This is a genomic window from Lysobacter antibioticus (assembly GCF_000731095.1).
Lineage (GTDB): Bacteria > Pseudomonadota > Gammaproteobacteria > Xanthomonadales > Xanthomonadaceae > Lysobacter > Lysobacter antibioticus_B.
In genome coordinates this window covers 70,163-88,744 of the sequence record NZ_JMTZ01000001.1, presented here as the reverse complement: position 1 = coordinate 88,744, position 18,582 = coordinate 70,163, and the positions used below count along the sequence as shown (strand labels likewise).

Annotated in this window: 16 protein-coding genes; 4 read left to right on the top strand and 12 right to left on the bottom strand. The window is 66.2% G+C overall.

Annotated elements, in window-relative coordinates:
• Positions 1–394: 394 nt before the first annotated feature.
• The 6 genes from EX88_RS0100405 to EX88_RS0100380 all read right to left on the bottom strand — a co-directional run bounded on the left by EX88_RS0100405 (position 395) and on the right by EX88_RS0100380 (position 7,311).
• Positions 395–616 (bottom strand): helix-turn-helix domain-containing protein, encoded by a 222-nt coding sequence (locus tag EX88_RS0100405; RefSeq protein ID WP_031370053.1) that lies wholly within the window; start codon positions 614–616, stop codon positions 395–397.
• Between the two features lie 3 nt (positions 617–619).
• On the bottom strand, positions 620–1,135 hold the full coding sequence (locus EX88_RS26360) for a DUF2975 domain-containing protein (RefSeq protein ID WP_036147700.1): 516 nt from the start codon (positions 1,133–1,135) through the stop codon (positions 620–622).
• Between the two features lie 226 nt (positions 1,136–1,361).
• Positions 1,362–1,754: an STAS domain-containing protein gene (locus tag EX88_RS0100395; RefSeq protein WP_031370051.1), complete on the bottom strand. Its 393-nt coding sequence runs from the start codon at positions 1,752–1,754 to the stop codon at positions 1,362–1,364.
• 28 nt (positions 1,755–1,782) lie between these two features.
• On the bottom strand, positions 1,783–4,206 hold the full coding sequence (locus EX88_RS0100390; RefSeq protein WP_081930496.1) for a SpoIIE family protein phosphatase: 2,424 nt from the start codon (positions 4,204–4,206) through the stop codon (positions 1,783–1,785).
• A gap of 189 nt (positions 4,207–4,395) precedes the next feature.
• Positions 4,396–6,132 (bottom strand): hypothetical protein, encoded by a 1,737-nt coding sequence (locus EX88_RS0100385; protein WP_152565998.1) that lies wholly within the window; start codon positions 6,130–6,132, stop codon positions 4,396–4,398.
• Positions 6,133–6,369: 237 nt separating this feature from the next.
• A complete protein-coding gene (locus EX88_RS0100380) occupies positions 6,370–7,311 on the bottom strand; it encodes a hypothetical protein (protein WP_031370048.1) in 942 nt (313 codons plus the stop codon).
• 506 nt (positions 7,312–7,817) lie between these two features.
• On the opposite strand from EX88_RS0100380, the gene EX88_RS0100375 reads away from it, so the two are divergent.
• From EX88_RS0100375 to EX88_RS0100360, 3 genes are all read left to right on the top strand, one after another.
• Complete coding sequence (locus EX88_RS0100375) at positions 7,818–9,569, top strand: hypothetical protein (protein WP_031370047.1); 1,752 nt, start codon at positions 7,818–7,820, stop codon at positions 9,567–9,569.
• Positions 9,559–10,173: a hypothetical protein gene (locus tag EX88_RS0100370; RefSeq protein WP_152565997.1), complete on the top strand. Its 615-nt coding sequence runs from the start codon at positions 9,559–9,561 to the stop codon at positions 10,171–10,173. The genes EX88_RS0100375 and EX88_RS0100370 overlap by 11 nt, the downstream gene beginning before the upstream one ends.
• 105 nt (positions 10,174–10,278) lie before the next feature.
• Positions 10,279–10,530, top strand: coding sequence for a hypothetical protein (locus tag EX88_RS0100360; RefSeq protein ID WP_152565996.1), 252 nt, complete (start codon positions 10,279–10,281; stop codon positions 10,528–10,530).
• Between the two features lie 101 nt (positions 10,531–10,631).
• Here EX88_RS0100360 and EX88_RS0100355 read toward each other — a convergent pair whose 3' ends face one another.
• From EX88_RS0100355 to EX88_RS0100330, 6 genes are all read right to left on the bottom strand, one after another.
• Positions 10,632–11,576, bottom strand: a complete 945-nt coding sequence (locus tag EX88_RS0100355) for a VOC family protein (protein WP_235186172.1) — start codon at positions 11,574–11,576, stop codon at positions 10,632–10,634.
• A 255-nt stretch (positions 11,577–11,831) separates the two neighbouring features.
• Positions 11,832–12,050, bottom strand: coding sequence for a hypothetical protein (locus EX88_RS0100350; protein WP_031370043.1), 219 nt, complete (start codon positions 12,048–12,050; stop codon positions 11,832–11,834).
• A 12-nt stretch (positions 12,051–12,062) separates the two neighbouring features.
• Entirely contained in the window at positions 12,063–13,094 is a 1,032-nt protein-coding gene (locus EX88_RS23315) for a nuclease-related domain-containing protein (protein ID WP_036147719.1), read from the bottom strand.
• Positions 13,095–13,624: 530 nt separating this feature from the next.
• On the bottom strand, positions 13,625–13,921 hold the full coding sequence (locus EX88_RS0100340) for a hypothetical protein (RefSeq protein WP_031370041.1): 297 nt from the start codon (positions 13,919–13,921) through the stop codon (positions 13,625–13,627).
• 246 nt (positions 13,922–14,167) lie between these two features.
• Positions 14,168–14,545: a helix-turn-helix domain-containing protein gene (locus EX88_RS0100335; RefSeq protein WP_152565994.1), complete on the bottom strand. Its 378-nt coding sequence runs from the start codon at positions 14,543–14,545 to the stop codon at positions 14,168–14,170.
• Positions 14,546–15,100: 555 nt separating this feature from the next.
• The gene (locus tag EX88_RS0100330) at positions 15,101–15,943 is read right to left on the bottom strand and encodes a class I SAM-dependent methyltransferase (protein WP_031370039.1); all 843 of its coding nucleotides are present in this window, start codon (positions 15,941–15,943) and stop codon (positions 15,101–15,103) included.
• Between the two features lie 318 nt (positions 15,944–16,261).
• Between EX88_RS0100330 and EX88_RS0100325 the strand changes: the two genes are divergently transcribed.
• Positions 16,262–18,346: a M13 family metallopeptidase gene (locus EX88_RS0100325; protein WP_031370038.1), complete on the top strand. Its 2,085-nt coding sequence runs from the start codon at positions 16,262–16,264 to the stop codon at positions 18,344–18,346.
• Positions 18,347–18,582: the final 236 nt, after the last annotated feature.

Here is an 18,582-nt window from a genome sequence, read left to right as displayed (position 1 = left end):
TTCTTTTGGGCTTAGCAAAAGAAAGTAACCCGGCCGCGTTAGCGGGCGGAAGCTTTAGATCTTGCCCCACAGCTCTGCGGTAAGAAGCGCAGCGATCGCCAACTGCACGGTCGCGGCTTGCGCCGCTCCTACCCCCGCGAAAGCACGTCGATTCGATGCATAGCACCGGCGTTGCTATCTGTGCGCATCCCGCGATTGCGGCTTGTGACCGAAGGAAACCCAGTAGGACGCCGCTCCTACCCCGCGATAGCTCGCGGCTTCGATCGATCACGTCAGCGATGCGCCCTCTACGCGTCCCTTGGTCGCGGCTCACGCCGCTCCTACAGGGCTTCGACCGAGCGTCGCGAAGGCGGGGATCCATAGACTTCAGCGCCATGTTGGTCCGCGCCGGCCTTCACTCCTGCATCGGCTGCGTCGGATCAAAAGCGAGCAAATCGCCGGGTTGGCAGTCGAGTACGCTGCAGATCGCTTCCAGGGTGGAGAAGCGGATCGCCTTGGCCTTGCCGGTCTTGAGGATCGACAGGTTGGCCAGGGTGATGTCGACGCGCTCGGACAGTTCGGTCAGGGTCATGCGGCGTTCGTGCAGTTTTTCGTCGAGACGGATCACGATGGCCATGGCTTACACCGTGCCTTCGAGGTCGCTGCGCATGCGGGCGCCTTGTTCGAATACGCGGGCGAGCACGAACAGCAGCAGCACCGCCAGCCACGGGGCGAACGAGAAGCCGACGTCGATGTCGATCTTCAGCGCCGGCGCGGCTTTCGAGGCGCCGTAGACGATGGCGCCGATCAGCAGGCGCAGGCCTTCGCCGGCCAGGACCCACCAGGCGATGGCCTGCAGGCGGCGGCTGTTGTCGGCGATGAAGGGATCGCCGTCGCGCACGCTGTCCACGATCGCCAGCAACGCGCGCAGCACGCGATGGGTGAGGTAGGCGGCGAGGATGCCGATCAGCACGACGGCGCGCAGGGCGTTGTACAGATGCTCGTAGGCCAGGCCGAGGGCCTCGAATAACAGCTTCGGGTTGACCCAGGTCGCGATCAGCAGCGCGGCGATGGCGAAGGCGTAGAGGGCGTTGAGGACGATCAGGCCGCGGATCAACGGGCGGGCCAGGATGAGGGCGTTCGGAGGGCGGGTCATGGGACGGCTGCCTCTGTCATATCGGTAAGCGATATATAATATATCGAAAAACGATATGCAAGTGCCCCGGAGCAGGCCTGTCGGGCCTCCCTTCGGTCTGGGGGTACGGCATGGCCGGCTCGCCGGGCCAGGGTCAGGGGCAGGGGCAGGGCCAAGTACTGCGGATAGCTTGTGCAGTCCGGCGCCGGCCTTGCCCCCGCGGCGCCGCCGTTCCGGTTTCAGCCGCTCAATCGTCGTCGGCGTCCTCGCCCCTGGCCAGCACCTTGCGCTGCATCGCGTCGAGATAGGCATCGGCTTCGGCGACGCTGCTGAAGATTTCGTTCATCGGTACCGCCTTGACCAGGTCGAATACTTTCTGGATCTGCGGTTGCGGGTTGACGACCACCACCTTGCCGCCGCGGGCCGACAAGGCTTTGCGCGCACGGAAGATCGAGCGGATGCCGGCGGAGCTGATGTATTCCAGGTCGGCGAGATCGAGTACGAGCGAGGGCACGCTGGCGGCGAGCACCGGCCCCAGTTGGCGGTCGAGTTCGGCATAGCTGGAGGTGTCCAGGCGGCCGGCGAGGTAGACGCGCTGGCTGTGGGCGGTGGCTGGGTCGATCCGGATGGTCAGGTCCATGCGTGGCTCCAGGTTCGAGATGTCGGCATCAGTCGCCGGCAGTGGGTCGTAGCAGCACGATGTGCAGCACGTTGTAGCGGTCCTCGCGTACGTAGGTGGCCTGGTCGGCGAGGGTGCGGATCAGATGCAGGCCGAGGCCGCCGAGCGGGCGCTCGTCGATGTCGGCATCGAGGTCGGGTTCGGCTTGCGACAGCGGGTCGAACGGCGTGCCGTCGTCGCGGAAGCGCAGCTCGATGCGGCCGGGCTCGATCGCGAGTTCGAGGCTGACGTCGTGCTCGACGCCGGGCTCGGTGCCGTAGTCGATGGCATTGCACATGACCTCCTCGGTGATGAGCCGCACGTCGCCGATCAGCGCGCTGTCGACGCGGGCCTGGACCAAGGCTTCGTCCACGGCCGCGAACAATTCCGCAAGCCGGGCGCGATCCTGCGGTGCGCGGAACCGCTGTATCTCGCGCTGGTCCGGCGGGGCGTGGTCGTTGCCGGTCCAGTGCAGGGACAGCACGGTGATGTCGTCCGACTGCGGCGCATCGGCGGCGAAACGATGCACCTCGGCGACCAGGGCGCTGCACAAGGTGCTCGCGTCGGTGCCGCCGCGCAGGGCCGCCAACAGGCGCTCGCCGCCGAAGGCTTGTTGATGGGCGTCGAAGGCTTCGGTGATGCCGTCGGTATAGGCCACCAGGGCTTCGCCGTTGCGCAGGCGGCCGCGCCAGATCGGATAGTGTTCGCCGGCCACTACTCCCAACGGCGGTCCCGAGGGTAAGTCGACGAATTCCGCGCTGCCGTCGGCGCGCAACAACACCGGCGGTTCGTGGCCTGCGCTGGCCAAGGCGAGCTCGCCGCTGCGCGCGTCGATCAGGCCGCACAGCACGGTGGCGAACATGCAGGTGTCGTTGCCTTCGAGCAGGCGTTGCGCGGCTTCCTGCAGGGCGATTTCGGGCGAACCGCCGCGGCCGGCGGCGATCTCCAGCACGGTCATGGTGCGGGCCATGAATAAGGCCGCCGGCACGCCCTTGTCGGAGACGTCGCCGATCGCGAACCACAGCGTGTGGGTGTCGCGCTCGAAGAAACTGTAGAAGTCGCCGCCGACGGCCTTGGCCGGTTCCAGCCGCGCATTCGCCTGCAGGCGCCACTCGTCGGCGCCGAGCACGCGCGCGCCGGGCAGCATCGCCAGTTGGATCTCGCGGGCGATGTCGAGCTCGCTTTCGAGCTTCTGCCGCGCCGTGCTCATGTCTTGGATTTCGACGATCTGGCGCTTGATCGAGCCGCGTGCGTTGTCGAAGGCGCGCGCCATCACCCCGACTTCGTCGCGGCGCTCGGTCTGGTGCAAGGGGTAGTCGAATTCGCCGGCGGCGAAATGGCTGGCCGAACCGGTCAGGTCGCTCAGCGGCGTGGTGATCCGCGCGGCCATCCGGCGCACCAGCAGGGTAATCATCAACGAAACCAGCGTTACGATGACGGCAAGCTGGGCGATGGTGCGCTTGAGCGCGGCCAGCAGCGGTTTGTGCGACATCGACACTTGCAGGCCCCAACCGGTGTCGCCGATGGGTTCCAGCACCGAGAACCGCGTTTCGCGGGTGGTCGGCAGCACATGGGTGAACTCGAACCGGCGTCCCCGCGCTTGCGCCGCGGCCATCTCGGTCAGGTCGGTGCGCTCGGCCGCGGCCATGTAGCGTTCGAGCGTGGTCTTCAGGGCGATGTTCGGGTCGGCATGCAGGGTGATCGTGCCCTTGGGCGCGAACAGCGCCGGACGTTGGCCGTGGATGTGATGCAGCGGTTCGACCAGTTCGGCCCAGCGCGCGATCGGCACGTCCAGGCTGACCATGCCCAGGCGCCGGCCGTCCGGCCCGCGCAGCGGCAGGTTCAAAGTGCTCATCCAGTGGCCGCCGGCGGTTTCGTTGAAGTAGGGCTCGGACCACCAGGGCGCGTCGGCGGCGAGCGTGCGCCGATACCAGGGCTGTCGGTGCGCGTCGTAGCCGATGGCGATGAGGTCGCGATTGGCCACGCCGCGGCGGTCGACGCCGACGTAGTAGGCCATCGGCAAGCCGTCGGGCAGCACACCGGATTCGAGCGCGATCAAGCCGCCGACGGCACTGGCATCGGCGTCCAGCAGGGCTTCCATCGCCTTGATCGTCGCCTCGCGGTCCAGCGCAAGGCTGTTGAACAGACCGATTATGGCCGCACCGGTGATGCGCACCGATTCCATCGAAGCGAGCAGGCGGTCGGCAGTCTGGGCGGCTTCGTAACGGGTCCGCTCCTGCGCACCGGCGATGATCTGCTGGCGCGCGATCAGGAAGGCGACGACGAAGCCGATCAGCAGCAGCACCCCGACCAACACGCCGAACCACAGCATCAGCTTGGTGCGCAGACTGTCGCGCCACGACACCGGCGGATGAGCGTCGCGCGCGATCACGCGCGGTGGGGTCGGAGCGGTAATCGACTCAGTCCGGTCCATCGGCGACTCCCAGAGGACAGGGCGAGCATAGCCCCAGCCGCAGCCGAAAAAGGGGGCGGCGCGCACTGTCCCCGGCGGCCCGCAACGGCCGGCCGGGGCTAGTGCGAGCGGCCGGCAGCGGCGGGTTGGGGCCGGTCTCGTCGCCTGTATCGGTCTGGTTTATATCTGTCTCGTTTACCTCGGCGCCGTCTACATCCTCGACGCCGTCAGCCGCACGTCGGCGTTGCGCCAGGCCTGGGCGAACTCGCGCTGGGTGTCGGTGGCCTCGGCGTTCTTGTTCTGCGCGCGCAGGCTTTCGGCCAGCCCGTACAGCGACCAGCCGTTGCCGGGGTTGCGCTGCAGCTCTTCGCGATAGACGCGTTCGGCCTCGGCCGGGCGCCGGGCGTCGAGCAGCACCGCACCCAGCGTCTGCCGCACCGGCGCGTGCCAGCCCGGGGGCTCGTCGTAGGGAATGCGGTCCTCGATCGCCATCGCCTCGCGCAACGCCGCCACGGCGACTTCGTGCTTGCCGCGCGCCGCGGCAATCTCCGCGGTGACCACGCGTTCGGCGATGCGCGCCGCGTGCGACAGCGGGTAGCGATTCCACACGGTCAGCTTTTCCATCGCCGGATCGGCGGCGAGCGGGCGCAGGGCTTCCAGATGGCGCTGCGCATCGGCCAGGCGGCGCTGCCGCACCGCGGCCATGGCCTGGGTGTAGTGCCAGATCGCGGTGACGTAAGGCAGGTCCGGAGCCGGGTTCGGCGCCTTGGCGATTTCCTCCCAGCGGCCGAAGCGCACGCGTTCGAACCAGGGCGTCATCCAGTAGTGCTGCAAGACCGCGAAGCCGTCCTTGCGCATGAGGTCCTGCAGGTTGGTGCGCTCGGCGGTGGTTTTCGCCGCCGCGTGCGCGACCGCGCTGCTGCCTTCCATGCTGGCGGCGAACCACAGGAAGTGGTGGTTGTGCGGCACGTAGCCGAGCGGATACACGCCCTGGGTGTTGCCGCGGCACAGCTCGAGATAGGCGTCGTCGGCTTCGATCGCGCGTTGGTTGGCGATCACCGCGTCGTGCCAGCGCCCGACCCGCGAATAGATGTGCGCGGGCATGTGCACCAGATGGCCGGAGCCGGGGATCAGTTCGCGCAGGCGGTCGGCCGCGGCCGCGCCGCGCTCGGGCGCGGACGAGGCCTCGACGGCATGCACGTACAGATGCAGGGCGCCGGCGTGATCGGGGTTGCGCGCCATCACCGATTCCAGGGTCGACACGACTTCGGCGGTGCCGCCCTTGGGCCGCTGCTTCTCGTCGTAGTAGTCCCAGGGTTGCAGGTCCATCAGCGCTTCGGCGTGGAAGGTTGCGGCGTCGAGGTCGTCGGGGCGCTGTTGCACGAGCTTGCGGGTGGCTTCGGCATAGGCCAGGTCGAGCGGTTTGCGATCGGCCGGCGGGTTTTGCGCATAGCGCGCCGCCAATGCCTGGATGAAGGCGCGTTCGCGTTCGCTGGCCTTCGGCGCCAGCGCCTGTGCGCGCTGCAGCCGGGTCCAGGCGTCGCCGTTTTCCTTCGGGTCCATCGCTGCGTTGACGTGCGGGCCGAGCACCAACGCCGCGCCCCACCAGCACATGGCGCAATCGGGGTCGAGTTCGGTGGCCTTGAGGAAGGAGCGTTCGGCGGCGTCGTGGTTGAAGCCGTAGGTCAGCATCAGGCCCTGGTCGAACCAGCGCTGCACCTCGGGGTGCCGGCTGGTGACCGGGAAGCGATAGTCGCCCAGGCCGTCGAGCAAATGCGCGCCGACCATGGCCAACTGCGGCGGCGACACCGCCGGCTCCGAGGCCGGCGGGTTGTCGGCGGTCGGGCCGGTGTTGCGGCAGGAGGAGACCGTCAGTAAAGCGAGCGCCAGCGAGGCGACGGCGCAGGACAGGACGAGGGGGCGGAACGCGGGCAGCGGCAGGTACATGGGGCCTCCCGGAATACGCGCAGGAGCGCGACAGCCGTGGTGGACTTCGGCCAGGGCGGGCACGGCGGCCAGCGTCGCGGCCCCGGGTGGGGACGGCAATGGCCCCTCGCTGCTTTCCGATCCCCAGACGCAGCGACAGGCCAGTTGGAACCCGGGGATTAAAGCAGGACGCGCATTAAGACCGGGTCAGGGAGAAGGACAATGGAGCGGGCAGGCGACGAACGGCGACGTCGGCCGTCATGCCGCTGCGCCCTGCGCCAGTTCCGCCAAGTGTTGTTCCAGCAACAAGCGGACCTTCGGTGTCGGAACTTGCGGCAGCTGCGCCAAGGGCAGGTCGCGGCCGATCCTGCGCGCAAGGATCAGGCCAACCAGGTAGCCGCCACGTGCGGGCTCCGGGCCCTTATGGCCGGCACTGAAGTAGCGGTTGGAATCGTCGGGGGCGACAGAGTCCAGCACCTTCAACAATCCGGCGGCGAGATCGCGCACGGTCGCGGCGTCGGCCTGGGCGAGCTTGCGGTCGTCGAGCAGCACCTGCAGCAAGCTCGCGTCGGGGTTGAGGCGTTCGCTGACGTAGGTCGCGATGCCTTCGCTCCATAGCGAACCGTACACCGGCGGGTCGTCGTCGACGATCAGGTCGGGCAACACCTGCGCGTGATAGAGGTGGAAGGACTCATGGTCGAGGAACACCGACAGGTTCGCGTCGGCGCCGTGGTAGCGGACGATGCCGTCGATGCCGATGAACAAGGGCAGTTTGTCCTGCCACGGCCGCAGATGGCCGTCGAAGCCGAACAGCGACGGCATCAGATAGATCGGCGCGCGCTCGCGGCGGAAGTCGGGGAACTCGACCTGGAAGTGCCGGACGTGGCGTCGGTAGTGGTGGCCGAAGCCGGCGCTGAGCTTGCGCACTTGGCCGGCCATAGCGTCGAAATCCGGCAGCCACTTGCCCAAGCGTTCGGGCGTCGGCTTCAGGCCGGCTCCGGCGTAGACCTCGGCGTGTTCGCTGAAAAACGTCGCGGCGAGCGCTCGTGCACGGTCGTCTGCGTCTCGCGTTTCGTCGTAGGCCTGCCAGAACTTCGGCATCAGGTCGATCGGGCCCGGGGCCTCGGCGGCGATGGCTCCGCCAGCAGCGGCGAGCAGGGGCGATAGGGCGGCGAGGCGGAGCAAGTCGCGACGATGCATCTCGGGGTCCTTTGGAGCGTGGCGTGATGAGGCGAATGCCGGCACGGCTGCGTTGCATCGATGGATGGGCAGTCGGAATCGGCGAGTCAAAGAGAACGAAATCGTGCCGGGAACGGACAGTGCGCAAGGTCATGGCGGATGGAGCGTCGCCGCAAGTTCGCTCGCAGGCTTACAAATAAAAACCGGGCGGGGACGGACCGTCTCGCGATCGATGAATTCGCGGGCCCTCGCTCCGGCCCTCTCCCGCGCATGCGGGAGAGAGAGACTAGCTGCAGCAAAGACTGGATGCGGGCTGTTTGCCGACCTTCCTTTCCTGGCCGTTGAATGTGCTTTCGCAAGGTTCAGGGCTGGGTGAAGCGGAGCCTTCGAGCACCGCTTGAACACTGACCGCCACGTTGAAGCATTCGATGGCCGTTGTATTCGCGTTGCTGCGTTGTGGAGAAAGGGCGGACTACGCGCGCGGCTGATGCGCAGGCGCAGACTCGGCAGGAAAGGGGAATCTCGCTATGCCTTGGTCGGCGCTCGCGCTGTGCCTGGTTCTGACGGTCTGTGCGGCAAACGCCAGTGCGCAGCGCGGCCGCTCCTCTTCGCGCGTCGAACCCGGCAAGGCCCACATCGAGACCCTCGAAGCGCAGCGACAACGGCAAGCGTCCGAGCGTGCCCAAGTGGAGCACAGGTTCCAGCAAGATGCAGCGGCGACCGACAAGGAACTCGCCACCGGCACGCTCAGGGGGGCCAGGGAATGGATCAACGGCCTCTCTCCCAACGAGTTGCAGGCGCATCTCAGCGGGCTGCACGGCGCCGGCCTGTCGCTGCGGACCGCATCGCCAGGAGCTGTGGGTCCGATGGAAGCCGCGGCGGCACGCAGGCAGTATCTGGCCGAGGTAGAACGGCGCATCGACGCCCACAACGCCGAATGGGTGTCGAAGCTGCGCCCCACCGACGCGAAGCAGTTGCTGGCCTTCGCCAGGAAGCGGCAGGCGGACGCGAGCTTGGACAAGATGCCTTCTCGCATCGTGGATGCGTGGCGGGATTCCATGCAGGCCGAACGGACGTTGCTGCGAGAGCAGTTCGCTCTGCTCGACGGCGACGCGGCCAGATCCGAGCGCATGTCGTATTTGCCGGACATCGAGTTCGCCGCTCCCGGCAAACTGAGCGAGCACGAACTCGGCTACCGCCAACAGGCCTTGAGCGCCTACATTCGCAACAGCCCGGTCCTGTCGAAGCTTGAGCTGGAGCAGTGGCAGTTGCGTTCGCCGCAGATCGAATCGACCTGGCGGGCGCTCAAAGCATTGGAACAACCGTTGCCCGGCGGCGTTCCCGAGGTCGTCTATTTTCTCGACAGAGTGGTCGCCCACGACGCCATCGCCGCGTTGGATGCCGGCTGGGTCACGTCGAAGCGCGGTTCGCGCTTACTCGAACATGCCGACGTCGACCGATTGCTGTCCGAATTCAAGGGCAAGACCCTGGTCCTGGTCGGCCATATGGAGAACCGGCATTTCGTCATGGATCGTGGGCCGGGGCGCGAACCGCTGGCGTTGGATCTGCCGGGCCTGTTGCAACGTTCCGCCGAGCAAGGCGTGCTGCTGATGCCCATCGGCTGCAGTTCGGCCAACGAAGGCGCGTACTTCGGCTTCACCCATCCGATCAGCGTCAGCCAGGTGTCCAAGCTGCTGCAGGCGATTCCGGATCGGCCGATGGCCGTCGGCGAGCTGTTCGCAGCGTTCGACGGTATCGGAAAACTCGCGCTGGATGCCGGGCATTCGGCCGAGTATCTGGAAGTCACGGTCGCAGCGGTCACCGAGTTGCAGGGGCTGGGCGAGGCCATCAGCGTGATCCGTATTCCTGGTGGTGCCACGCAACCCGATGAAGACTTCGCCGGCTACTTCCAGCAATGGGAGCAGGAAAGCCGGCCGGTTCTGGACAAGGGCGTGGCCGGTGGGTTACGCACCGCAGTGCGTGAAGCGCCCTGGAAGTTCCTGCTATGCGGTTTCGCGCTGTTCGCGGCGCTCAATGGCTGGGAATGGCTGCGGGCGAATCTCGTGCCGCGCAAAGGACTGATCTCGCGGGTCGAATATGTCGGCCGACAGGCCGTCGTGTGGACAGGTGGCGTCGCGATGCTGGTGGGGCTGATCTGCTACGCGGTACTGCTATGGCCGGTTGTGCTGATGTTCGTGCTGCTGCTGGTGGGGGCCTTCGTGTTCTTCGGCCTGCAAGCCTTATTCCAACACTACTTCGGGTTCGATCATGAGAAGTAACTCTGTCGTTTCCTACCTGAAGCGTGTCAGCCCCGAGCGGGTCGATGCGCTCAAGCAGGCCTTCCCCGATGCCCACGCCTTGTTCTCCACCGATCTGGTCCTGGGTGAAGACGATGTCGCACCGACCTCGCGCGCAGCCCGGCTCGCATTGATAGGCGAGGCCGCAGCGCGGCTCCAACCCGATATCGAAGGCCTGATTCAAGCCTTGCGCCATCGCAGCCGGCGCATCGCACGCTTGCGGCTCGCAGGCGGCCTGGTTGCGGCGATCGCCGGCGCGGCCGGTGCGGTGGTGGCGCTTCTGGCCGGACAACTGGGATGGTCGAAAGAGGGCGTCGCCGTCGCAGGCTCCACAATCGCGATGCTCGGCGGCCTGTTGACCGTGTTCGCCGATCATTTCGAGCGCAGCGAGAACGGCGAGAAATATTCGGCAGTGGAGGTGCTGCCCAGGCTGGTCGAAGCGCGCGCGAGCCTGGCCCGCGCCTTGCTCAGCGTGCAGCGCGATTCGGTGTTCCCGCTCGGCGATGCCGAGATCGACGGCACTCTCAAGGCGCTCGATGAATCCGCCGTCGAGGTCATGCGGTTGAAGTACCTGGCGCAGGCTTAGCGGTTGGCGCTCCGTGCTTTACGTTCCGCTTACTCGATCTTCACGGTCGCCTGCCCAAGGCACGGGTCGAATGCGTGCGTCCTAGTTCGTATCGGGAGCATGAGCATGAAGCGATCCTGCATCTTCGTCGCATCGGCATTGTGCTTGTCCGTTTCCGGCGTGGCGGTCGCCGGCATCGTCACCGTCAACGGGCACGGCCAGAGCTACGACCCCGGCATCGCGCTGGAATACGCCCGCGCCGATGCCGTCGCCAAGTGCACGGCCCAGGCCGGCACGCCGCTGGAAGAGATCTACAACCACATCACCCGGGCCAACTTGTGGCTCGCGGATTCGATCTGGCGCTGCGAGGTGCCGTGATCGATCGAGAGCGAGGGCAGGTTCAGTCGCCGAGGCCATTCGCCGGAAGATGTGCGCGCAGGCCTCGGCGATGTGAACCCGACGGTTTGTGACCGGAGTCTTCAGCCGGGGGCCTTCGCGCAGGCAACAGCCTGCGACGACGCATGAAACTCGATCAGCAGCCCCAGGTCGCTTTGGGTCGGCGCCAGGAAGGCCTCGCCGAGTAGCCCACGGTAGCTTGCGAGTTCGGTTTCGTATCCGCGCTCGACTCGCCTTTTCGCCAGCCCGATATCGGCCACGGCGATGCTGAGGCCGAGTATCTGGCGACCGCCGCTGTGCAGCGCCTGCGCAGCCACGCCGGGGCCGTCGGGTTGCAGGGCGAGCACTCGCTTCTCGCCCATCGGCACGCAGTAGCCTTGCGCCGCTATCTGCGGAATGCGCACTGGCGTAGCGCCGGCGAGGCCCATCCGCTCGAACTGTCTGCGATCCGCGTCGGCGTCCGAGGAGAGCAGCCATAACCCAGTCACTGCCTGGGCACCGTTCGGGTGCTGCGGTGCGATGCGCTCGTCGGAGACGCGCCCTGGGGTGGCATCCAGCGCGGCGTAATCGATGAAGAACAGGTGGCTGGACAGCGGTTGCGGTTCGAATGCGAACAAGCGCCAGCGCGGCGGCCTGGCCGGGCCGTCGCCATCGGGATCGGTGAGCGAGGCGGTGAAGATCGGCGTCGGCACGAACGCCTGTTGCTGCAGGAATTTATGTGCCTGGTCGAGGATCGACGAGCGCAGGCCGAAGGTCCGCGAGCCCGCGCCACCGCGCAGCGAGGCCTGGTCGGCCTGCATGCCCGGGTCCAACTCGGCATCCGCCCGTAGGATCCCGAACAACTCCAGATAGCTGCGATCGGCCATCCGCACATAGCGATTGGCCACGCCTGCGGCACTGCGCCCCGGCCTGACCTGGAATCCGAGCTTGACCGCCATGACCGCGCTGATCTGATCGATGTCGCGTCCCCACAACAGGGCGTGGTCGATCTCGGTGGTGTTTCCGACCGATTCGGCTGCGGTCGCCACCGATGACGCGATACCCAGGACCAGGGCCGAGCACAGGACGAACGTGCGTGTCGTGCTCTTGCTTTGCTTCAACCTCATTCCCAACCTCCGTACCAACAGTGCGATGGCGGGCAGGATGCGAGCACGGACGGTCTCGAGGCGAGCACGGACGGCCGATGCCGGGCATGGGCGGATGATTTTTCGACCCCTGCCAGCGGGCGGCGGACAGTGGGCGAGCAGGGCCCGCGGGTCGCCCGGACGGGGGCAGGGCGTCGGCTAAACGGAGTCGCGTTTCCGTCGGAACCACAGATAGCTGCCGATGATGACGACACTCTGCAGCACGGCCAGCGGCGGGAAGAACAGGTGGGTAGCGGTCCAGATCAAGCAGGCCGCCAAGGTCGCGATCATCGTCTTGGGACCGTAGCGGCTGGCGATGTACATGATCAGGACGAACAACAGCTGATACAGCACCACGGGCAGGGTCACGAACAACATGATCGTTTCGCCTCAGGCCCGGTTGCGATGGTAGAGCGAGCTGCTGCGGCAATCGGCGCATTCGCGATAGAACGCCGAGCCGTCCTTGCGCAGGCGCGGCTTGTGTCCGGGCTCGCAAGTGAAGCGAATCGCGGTGTTGCCGCCACAGGCCTCGCACTTGAAGTAGTAGCCGAACTTTCCGTAGAGGATTTCTCCGGCCTTCTCGCTGCAGGTCTTGCACACGCAAGCGCTTGCCTCGGCGGCGGTAACCGCGGTTACCGCAGTAACCGGCGGCGGTGCGAACACGGGCTCGATTCGTGGCTCGGCCGGTGGCGGCGCGACGCTCGCGGTCGGCGTGGCCTCGCGCTTGCGTTCGCCAGGCCGGTGCAGGGTCGCCAACTGGCGGGCGACGAATTCGACGGTCTCGCCGGATACGATCTTGGCCGTCGTCTTAAGCAGGCCGAACAAGGGATTCTCCGTCTCGATGTCTTTCCAGATCCGCTTCTTGAGTACGTCGGCCTTGATGACGCGAGACGAATCGAAGCGTTTGGACCGATCGATACGCGCTTCGGGCGCGATCAGGATGAGCGAATGGAAAGCCGGCGATATGCGCAGACCGAATCGTTGCGGCCATTCGATGGTTCCGCAAACATCGCGCAGTACTTCGATATGCCGCTCGTTCTGCTCCAGCGGAGAAGCCATGCCGGCATAGGCTTTTCGGTAGCTGTCCCAACGCAGGAACTCGCCGTCCTCGGTGATCTTCAGCCCCGCATGGAAATGCTTCGATTCGAGTACATAGAGGTCGAGCCACCGATTGATCAGCAGGTGGTCGATTTGCGCGGTCCGCCCGCGATGTTCCAGGCGCAGGTCGTGGATGACGGCCCAGTTGGGCGATCGAGCGAAATGAAAGTCGATGAGGTAAGCCGATTCCGATTCGCCCTTCAGGCCCGCCTTGCGAATCCGCAATTCGGTTGCGGCATGCTTGGCCGCCGGGCCGGCGCCGGCGGCACGAAGCTCAAGCTCCTTGAGCAAGGCTGACGGGTCGTCCATGGTTTTGATCAGCACGCGGGCATCCTCCTGTCGCCGGAGCATAGCCGCGTATCGTGCCCAAGCGAAGCCCAGGAGGCTATTTCTGCCCGATCCGACAGGCAGTGCTCGGAGTATGAAGAACGCGGGCCGATAGCTTGCCGAGAAGCGAGTCGGTGGCCGGTTCCGAGGGCGAGCCGTCGCGGCGGGATATGCTGGCATCCAGCGGCTGTTGCCGACGCTTCCGTTGTCGTCGCTTGCATGGCGCCTCCTTGCGAGGGGCCACATTAGCAAGTGGGGCGGACTTTTTTCACAGGTGCTTTCGACTGCAGCTGAATTTGGCCGACGCCCGTCACGAAAATCGGGGCGCGGCAGATGGAAGCTTCCCTCGTACGGTTCGAAAGAGCGAGCCATTGCGCTGGGATAGAGCAGAGCCTCCCTGTATGTCATCGCCGCGATGCTGTCCTGAACGCGTCGCTTCTTGCGTCAATCATCCGTGTGGACGCAATGCGGCCTGCCGATATCCGTGGCAGACCCCATTGCGTCCTCAGGATTACCCGATCAACGGTTTAGACCGTGACCGACACCGTCTGCGTCCAAACCGCGCCGACCGGTGCGCTGGCGTTGTTGTAGGTGTACGGCGTGGTGCCGACGGTGACGGCGAACTTCGCCGGGCCGCCCCAGTTGATGCCGACCATGGTCAGGTCGTACTTGCCGGGCGGCAGGATCGAGTTCAGGTTGACGGCGTAGCTCACCGGGTCGTTGTAGCCGGAGGTGATATGGAGGATCTCGGAGGTGCCGGCTCCGGTCGATGCGACGATGTAGAGTTCGTTGTCGCAGGCGCTTACTTTGATCGCGGTTGCCATGTGGATATTCCCTTTCCGGTGTGAGTGATGTTGCGGAGTGAATGAAACGGTGTTCGCTTGTCTGCGGCGGTTGGTCGTCAGGTATTGCGTTCCCCCTGTGCGATTCGGAGGGAGGTGCCATGCATCGTCACCTCCGCGCGAACAAACGCTGCAACCGCAGTATTCGTGAAGGCACTCGTCGAAATGGTTTCAATAACGGCTCACGCAGGTATCAGTTCCATCGCGTTCCTGCGGAAGCAGGGCGCCTTACTGGCCGTCGCTTCCTGCGAGTGCGATCGGCGCGGCGCGAACGATCCGCATGACCGGCACGTCGAAGCAGCGGGCCAGCTCGTGAGCGATGCGGAAACGCACGGCGCGGCCGGATTCGGCCCGTTTTATCGTGGCGATGGACACGCGGATGTTGCGCCGCCAACAGTCGTCGGCGAGGTCCTGTTGGCTCAACAGGCGGCTTTGCCGTAGCCGACGCAGCAGTTCGTTGTCGAGAACGACCTGTCCCCGGTCCAGCAGCGGCTTCGCGTGGTCCGCAGCGGCGGCATCGTCGTTCCCGGACAAGGCAAGCGCGAGGGCCGATGGCGAGTCGAACTCGTTGTCTGCGATGGGGTCGGGCAGGATGAAGTAGTCCATTGAACAATCCTCGCGGGTATGGGGTGTGACCGCGTCCGAGCGGCCTCGCATCGCCGCTCCTTCTCCTCGACACCCGTCCGAACAACGGCGGATCGAGAGGCGGAATGGATTGCGATGCGTCGGCGATCACCTTGACGGCGAGAGCTGCGGCCCGCCTTTCGGAAACCTGCCGGTTCGTATCCTGCTGTTTTGCTGCGCGTTTCTTGTGAGACGGCTGTTGGTCCGCGAATCGGGATTCGCGAGTTGCCGAGGTTCGGCAGGAAACGGGAAGGTCCGCAGGCCGGGAAATCGCGATGAAATTCGCTCGCTCAGCCGATTGACGGGCGATGAGCCGGGTCGATGACCACGCAGCGAGTTGATCGGCCGTTAGCCAAGGTTAGTCAGCGTTAGCGAAGTAGAAAGGATCGGCCGACGCACATGGCGTCGCTGCGCGTCGAGTCGGCGCGGTCGATGAACGATGCAATTGGATGCCATTGCGGCAGCGGTCTGTCCGCCGCGCTAGGTGCGGACGGCGGTCGCGACTGAGGTCCGATCGGTTCGGTCGCGGTGTTCGGTTCAGCGTCGAATGCCCAGTACACCGTCCAGCGCCAGTTCGGCCTTGAACCCGGCCTTGTCGAGCCGCTTGGCCACTTCGCGCGGTACATCGCGGCCGCTGGTGAGTTTGTTCGGGCTGCCGGTGTAATGGAACAGGCGTCCACCGCGGCGCAGCACCCGCGCCAGATGATCGTAGAACGTTTGCGAGTACAGCTCGCCGGCGATGCCGAATCGCGGCGGGTCGTGGAGCAGGGCGTCGACCGAGGCATCGGCGATCCGCGCGATGGCCTGCGAGACGTCGGCATGGGTCACTCGCAGGCGGCCGCCGCTGGCGGCTGCGTCCGGGTCGGGCGACCACGGGTTGAGGGTGCGCAGCCACAGTACGTCTTCGTTCTTCTCGAACGAATGGATCTGGGCAGCGCCGGCTTCGAGGCAGCAGGCGGCGAAATAGCCCAGGCCGCCGCAGGTGTCCAGCACGACCTTGCCGCGCGGTTCGACCAAGGCGACCTTGCGCTGCGCATCGTCGATCGGCGATGCCTTCGAGGTGGGCAGCATCTTGATGCCGTCGATCTCGAAGGTCGGCGCACCCCATTCGGTCGGCACCAGCTTGATCAGCGAGCCGGAGAAGCGCGACACCGGCGCGAAGTCGTCGCCGTCCCAATGGTAGATCGTGCGGTCCTTGAGCTTGGACGGATACCGATAGCGCTGATCGCGCCAGATCCAGGCTTCCGCTTCCAGTCGCGCCTCGCCGGTCGAACGCCCCAGATCCAACGAGCCGGTCCAGGCGCCGGTGCCGGCGGCGCGCGCGGCCAGCAGTGTTTCGGCGTCGGGGCGGGTAAGCAGGGGACCGGAGTAGTGCGGCACGGCAGGTGTTTCCTTGGGGCAGTGATCGGCAGGCGCGCAGGCGACGAAGCGGGGATGCGCCCAAGCGTGGGACGGAACGATAGCGCGGCAGGCCGATCGCGGCCAAAAGAACCGCCAGGCCTCGGGTTCGGTCGCGGGGACCGGACCAGGCCGCGATCAGGCCGGATAGGCTGGAAACCCGTGACGCCAGGACTTATGCCGGCGGCCATCACGGCCATCTGTGCCAATCCTGGCTGATGACTGCGCCCCCCAAACCATCGGCCTACGACAGGCCGGCCGGGCTGCGCTAGGCTGCGGCCTTTCCAGCGGGGACCGCATATGAAGCCTTCACGTTTGAGCCTGGGCCTGGCGCTTGCCGCCGCGCTGGCTATTCCTTCCGTCCACGCCGCCGGTTCCACGGCAAGTTCCGCGGCCGGCGCCGCAGGCAAGGGGCAGCCCCGACTCGGCAGCTTCGGCGTCGACATGTCGGCGCGCGACACCAAGGTCAAGCCCGGCGACGATTTCAATCGCTATGTCAGCGGCCACTGGCTCGATACCTATCAGCTGAAGGACTACGAGACCTCGTACGGCTCGTTCAACATGCTGCGCGACCAGTCCGAGGCGCAGGTGCACGCGATCATCGAATCGCTGCAGCAGCGCAAGGATCTGGCGCCGGGCAGCGACGCATCGAAGCTGCGCGACTACTACGCCAGCTACATGGACCGGGCCGCCCGCGACGCCGCCGGCATCCGCCCGCTGCAGCCGGTGCTCGACCGCATCGCCGCGATCGACTCGAAGGACGCGCTGGTCGCCGCCTTCGGCAGCACCGACCTCGACGGCACCACCGCGCCGCTGCGTTTCGGCGTCGACCTGGACCGCAAGGACCCGGACCAGTACCTGGTCGGCCTGCGCGTCGGCGGCCTCGGCCTGCCGGACCGCGACTACTACCTCAACCAGGACGCGCGCTTCGTCGGCATCCGGACGGCGTATCTGGCGCACATCGAGCGCATGCTCGGTTTTGCCGGGGTGAGCGATGCGAAGGCGCGCGCACAGGCGGTGCTGGCGCTGGAGACCGAACTGGCCAAGCCGCAGTGGGAGCGCGCCAAGCTGCGCGACCGCGACAAGACCTATAACGTCGCCACTTTCGCCGAACTGGCCAAGCAATACCCGGGTTACGACTGGGCCGCACAGGTCAAGGCGCAGGGCATGCCGACGCTGGACCGGGTCAACGTGATCACTCCGAGCGCGGTGCAGCCGGTGCTCGACGCGATCGCCGCCACGCCCTTGCCGGTGTGGCGCGATTACCTGAGCTTCCACGCCGTGCGCAACAATGCGCCACTGCTGAGCCGCGAGATCGACGATGCCTCGTTCGCCTTCACCGGCACGGTGTTGAGCGGCCAGAAGGCCCAGCGCGACGATTGGAAACGCGCGGTGGCGACGGTCGCCGGCAGCGACGGCCTCGGCGATGCCATGGGCAAGCTGTATGTCGAGCGCCATTTCTCGCCGCAGGCCAAGGCCGCGATGCAGACCTTGGTGGAGAACCTGCGCAAGGCCCTGCGCAGCAATATCGAGAAGATCGACTGGATGGGCGAGGGCACCAAGGCCGAGGCCTACCGCAAGCTTGCCAGCTTCCGTCCCAAGGTCGGCTATCCGGACAAGTGGCGCGACTACGGCAGCGTCGCCATCGTCCCGGGCGACCTGATGGCCAATGTCATGCAACTGCGCCGCTACGGCCGTAACGACCAGGTCCGCCGCATCGGCACCCGCCCGGACCGAGACGAGTGGTTCATGACGCCGCAGACGGTCAACGCCTATTACAACTCGACCTTCAACGAGATCGTGTTCCCGGCCGGCATCCTGCAGGCGCCGTTCTTCGATCTCAACGCCGACCCGGCGGTGAACTACGGCGGCATCGGCGCGGTGATCGGCCACGAGATGGGCCACGGCTTCGACGATCAGGGCAGCAAGTCCGACTACGCCGGCATCCAGCGCAACTGGTGGACCGATGCCGACCGCGCCGGTTTCGAGCAGCGCACCCAGGCCCTCGGCGCCCAGTACAACGAGTTTTGCCCGTTGCCGGGCCAGTGCGTCAACGGCGCGCTGACCATGGGCGAGAACATCGGCGACGTCGGCGGCATCTCGATGGCCTACACCGCCTATCAGCTCAGCCTCGGCGGCAAGCCGGCGCCGGTCATCGACGGTTTGAGCGGCGACCAGCGTTTCTTCCTGTCGTGGGGCCAGATCTGGAAGGGCAAGTACCGCGACGAAGCGCTGCTCAACCAGATCAAGACCAACCCGCATTCGCCTTCGCAGTACCGCGCCAACGGCCCGCTGCGCAATTTCGATCCGTGGTATCGCGCGTTCGACGTGAAGCCGGGCGACGCGATGTACCTTGCGCCGGACAAGCGCGTGCGGATCTGGTGAGCACGGATTCGATAAGTGCGGATTTGATAAGTACTGATTTGATAAGTACAGATTTGATGAGTGCGGATCTGGTGAGCTGAGCGCCGAGGCGTAGCCCGCGACCGCGGGCTACGCCGCACGACCGATACTTGCGAGACAGCGGGGCAGCTTTCGAGTCCGTCCGGGACGAAGAAAGTCTGCCCCGTTGCATTACCGGCGATACCGCCGCCTGGGCCGTACAACCGGCCTGGCGCGCG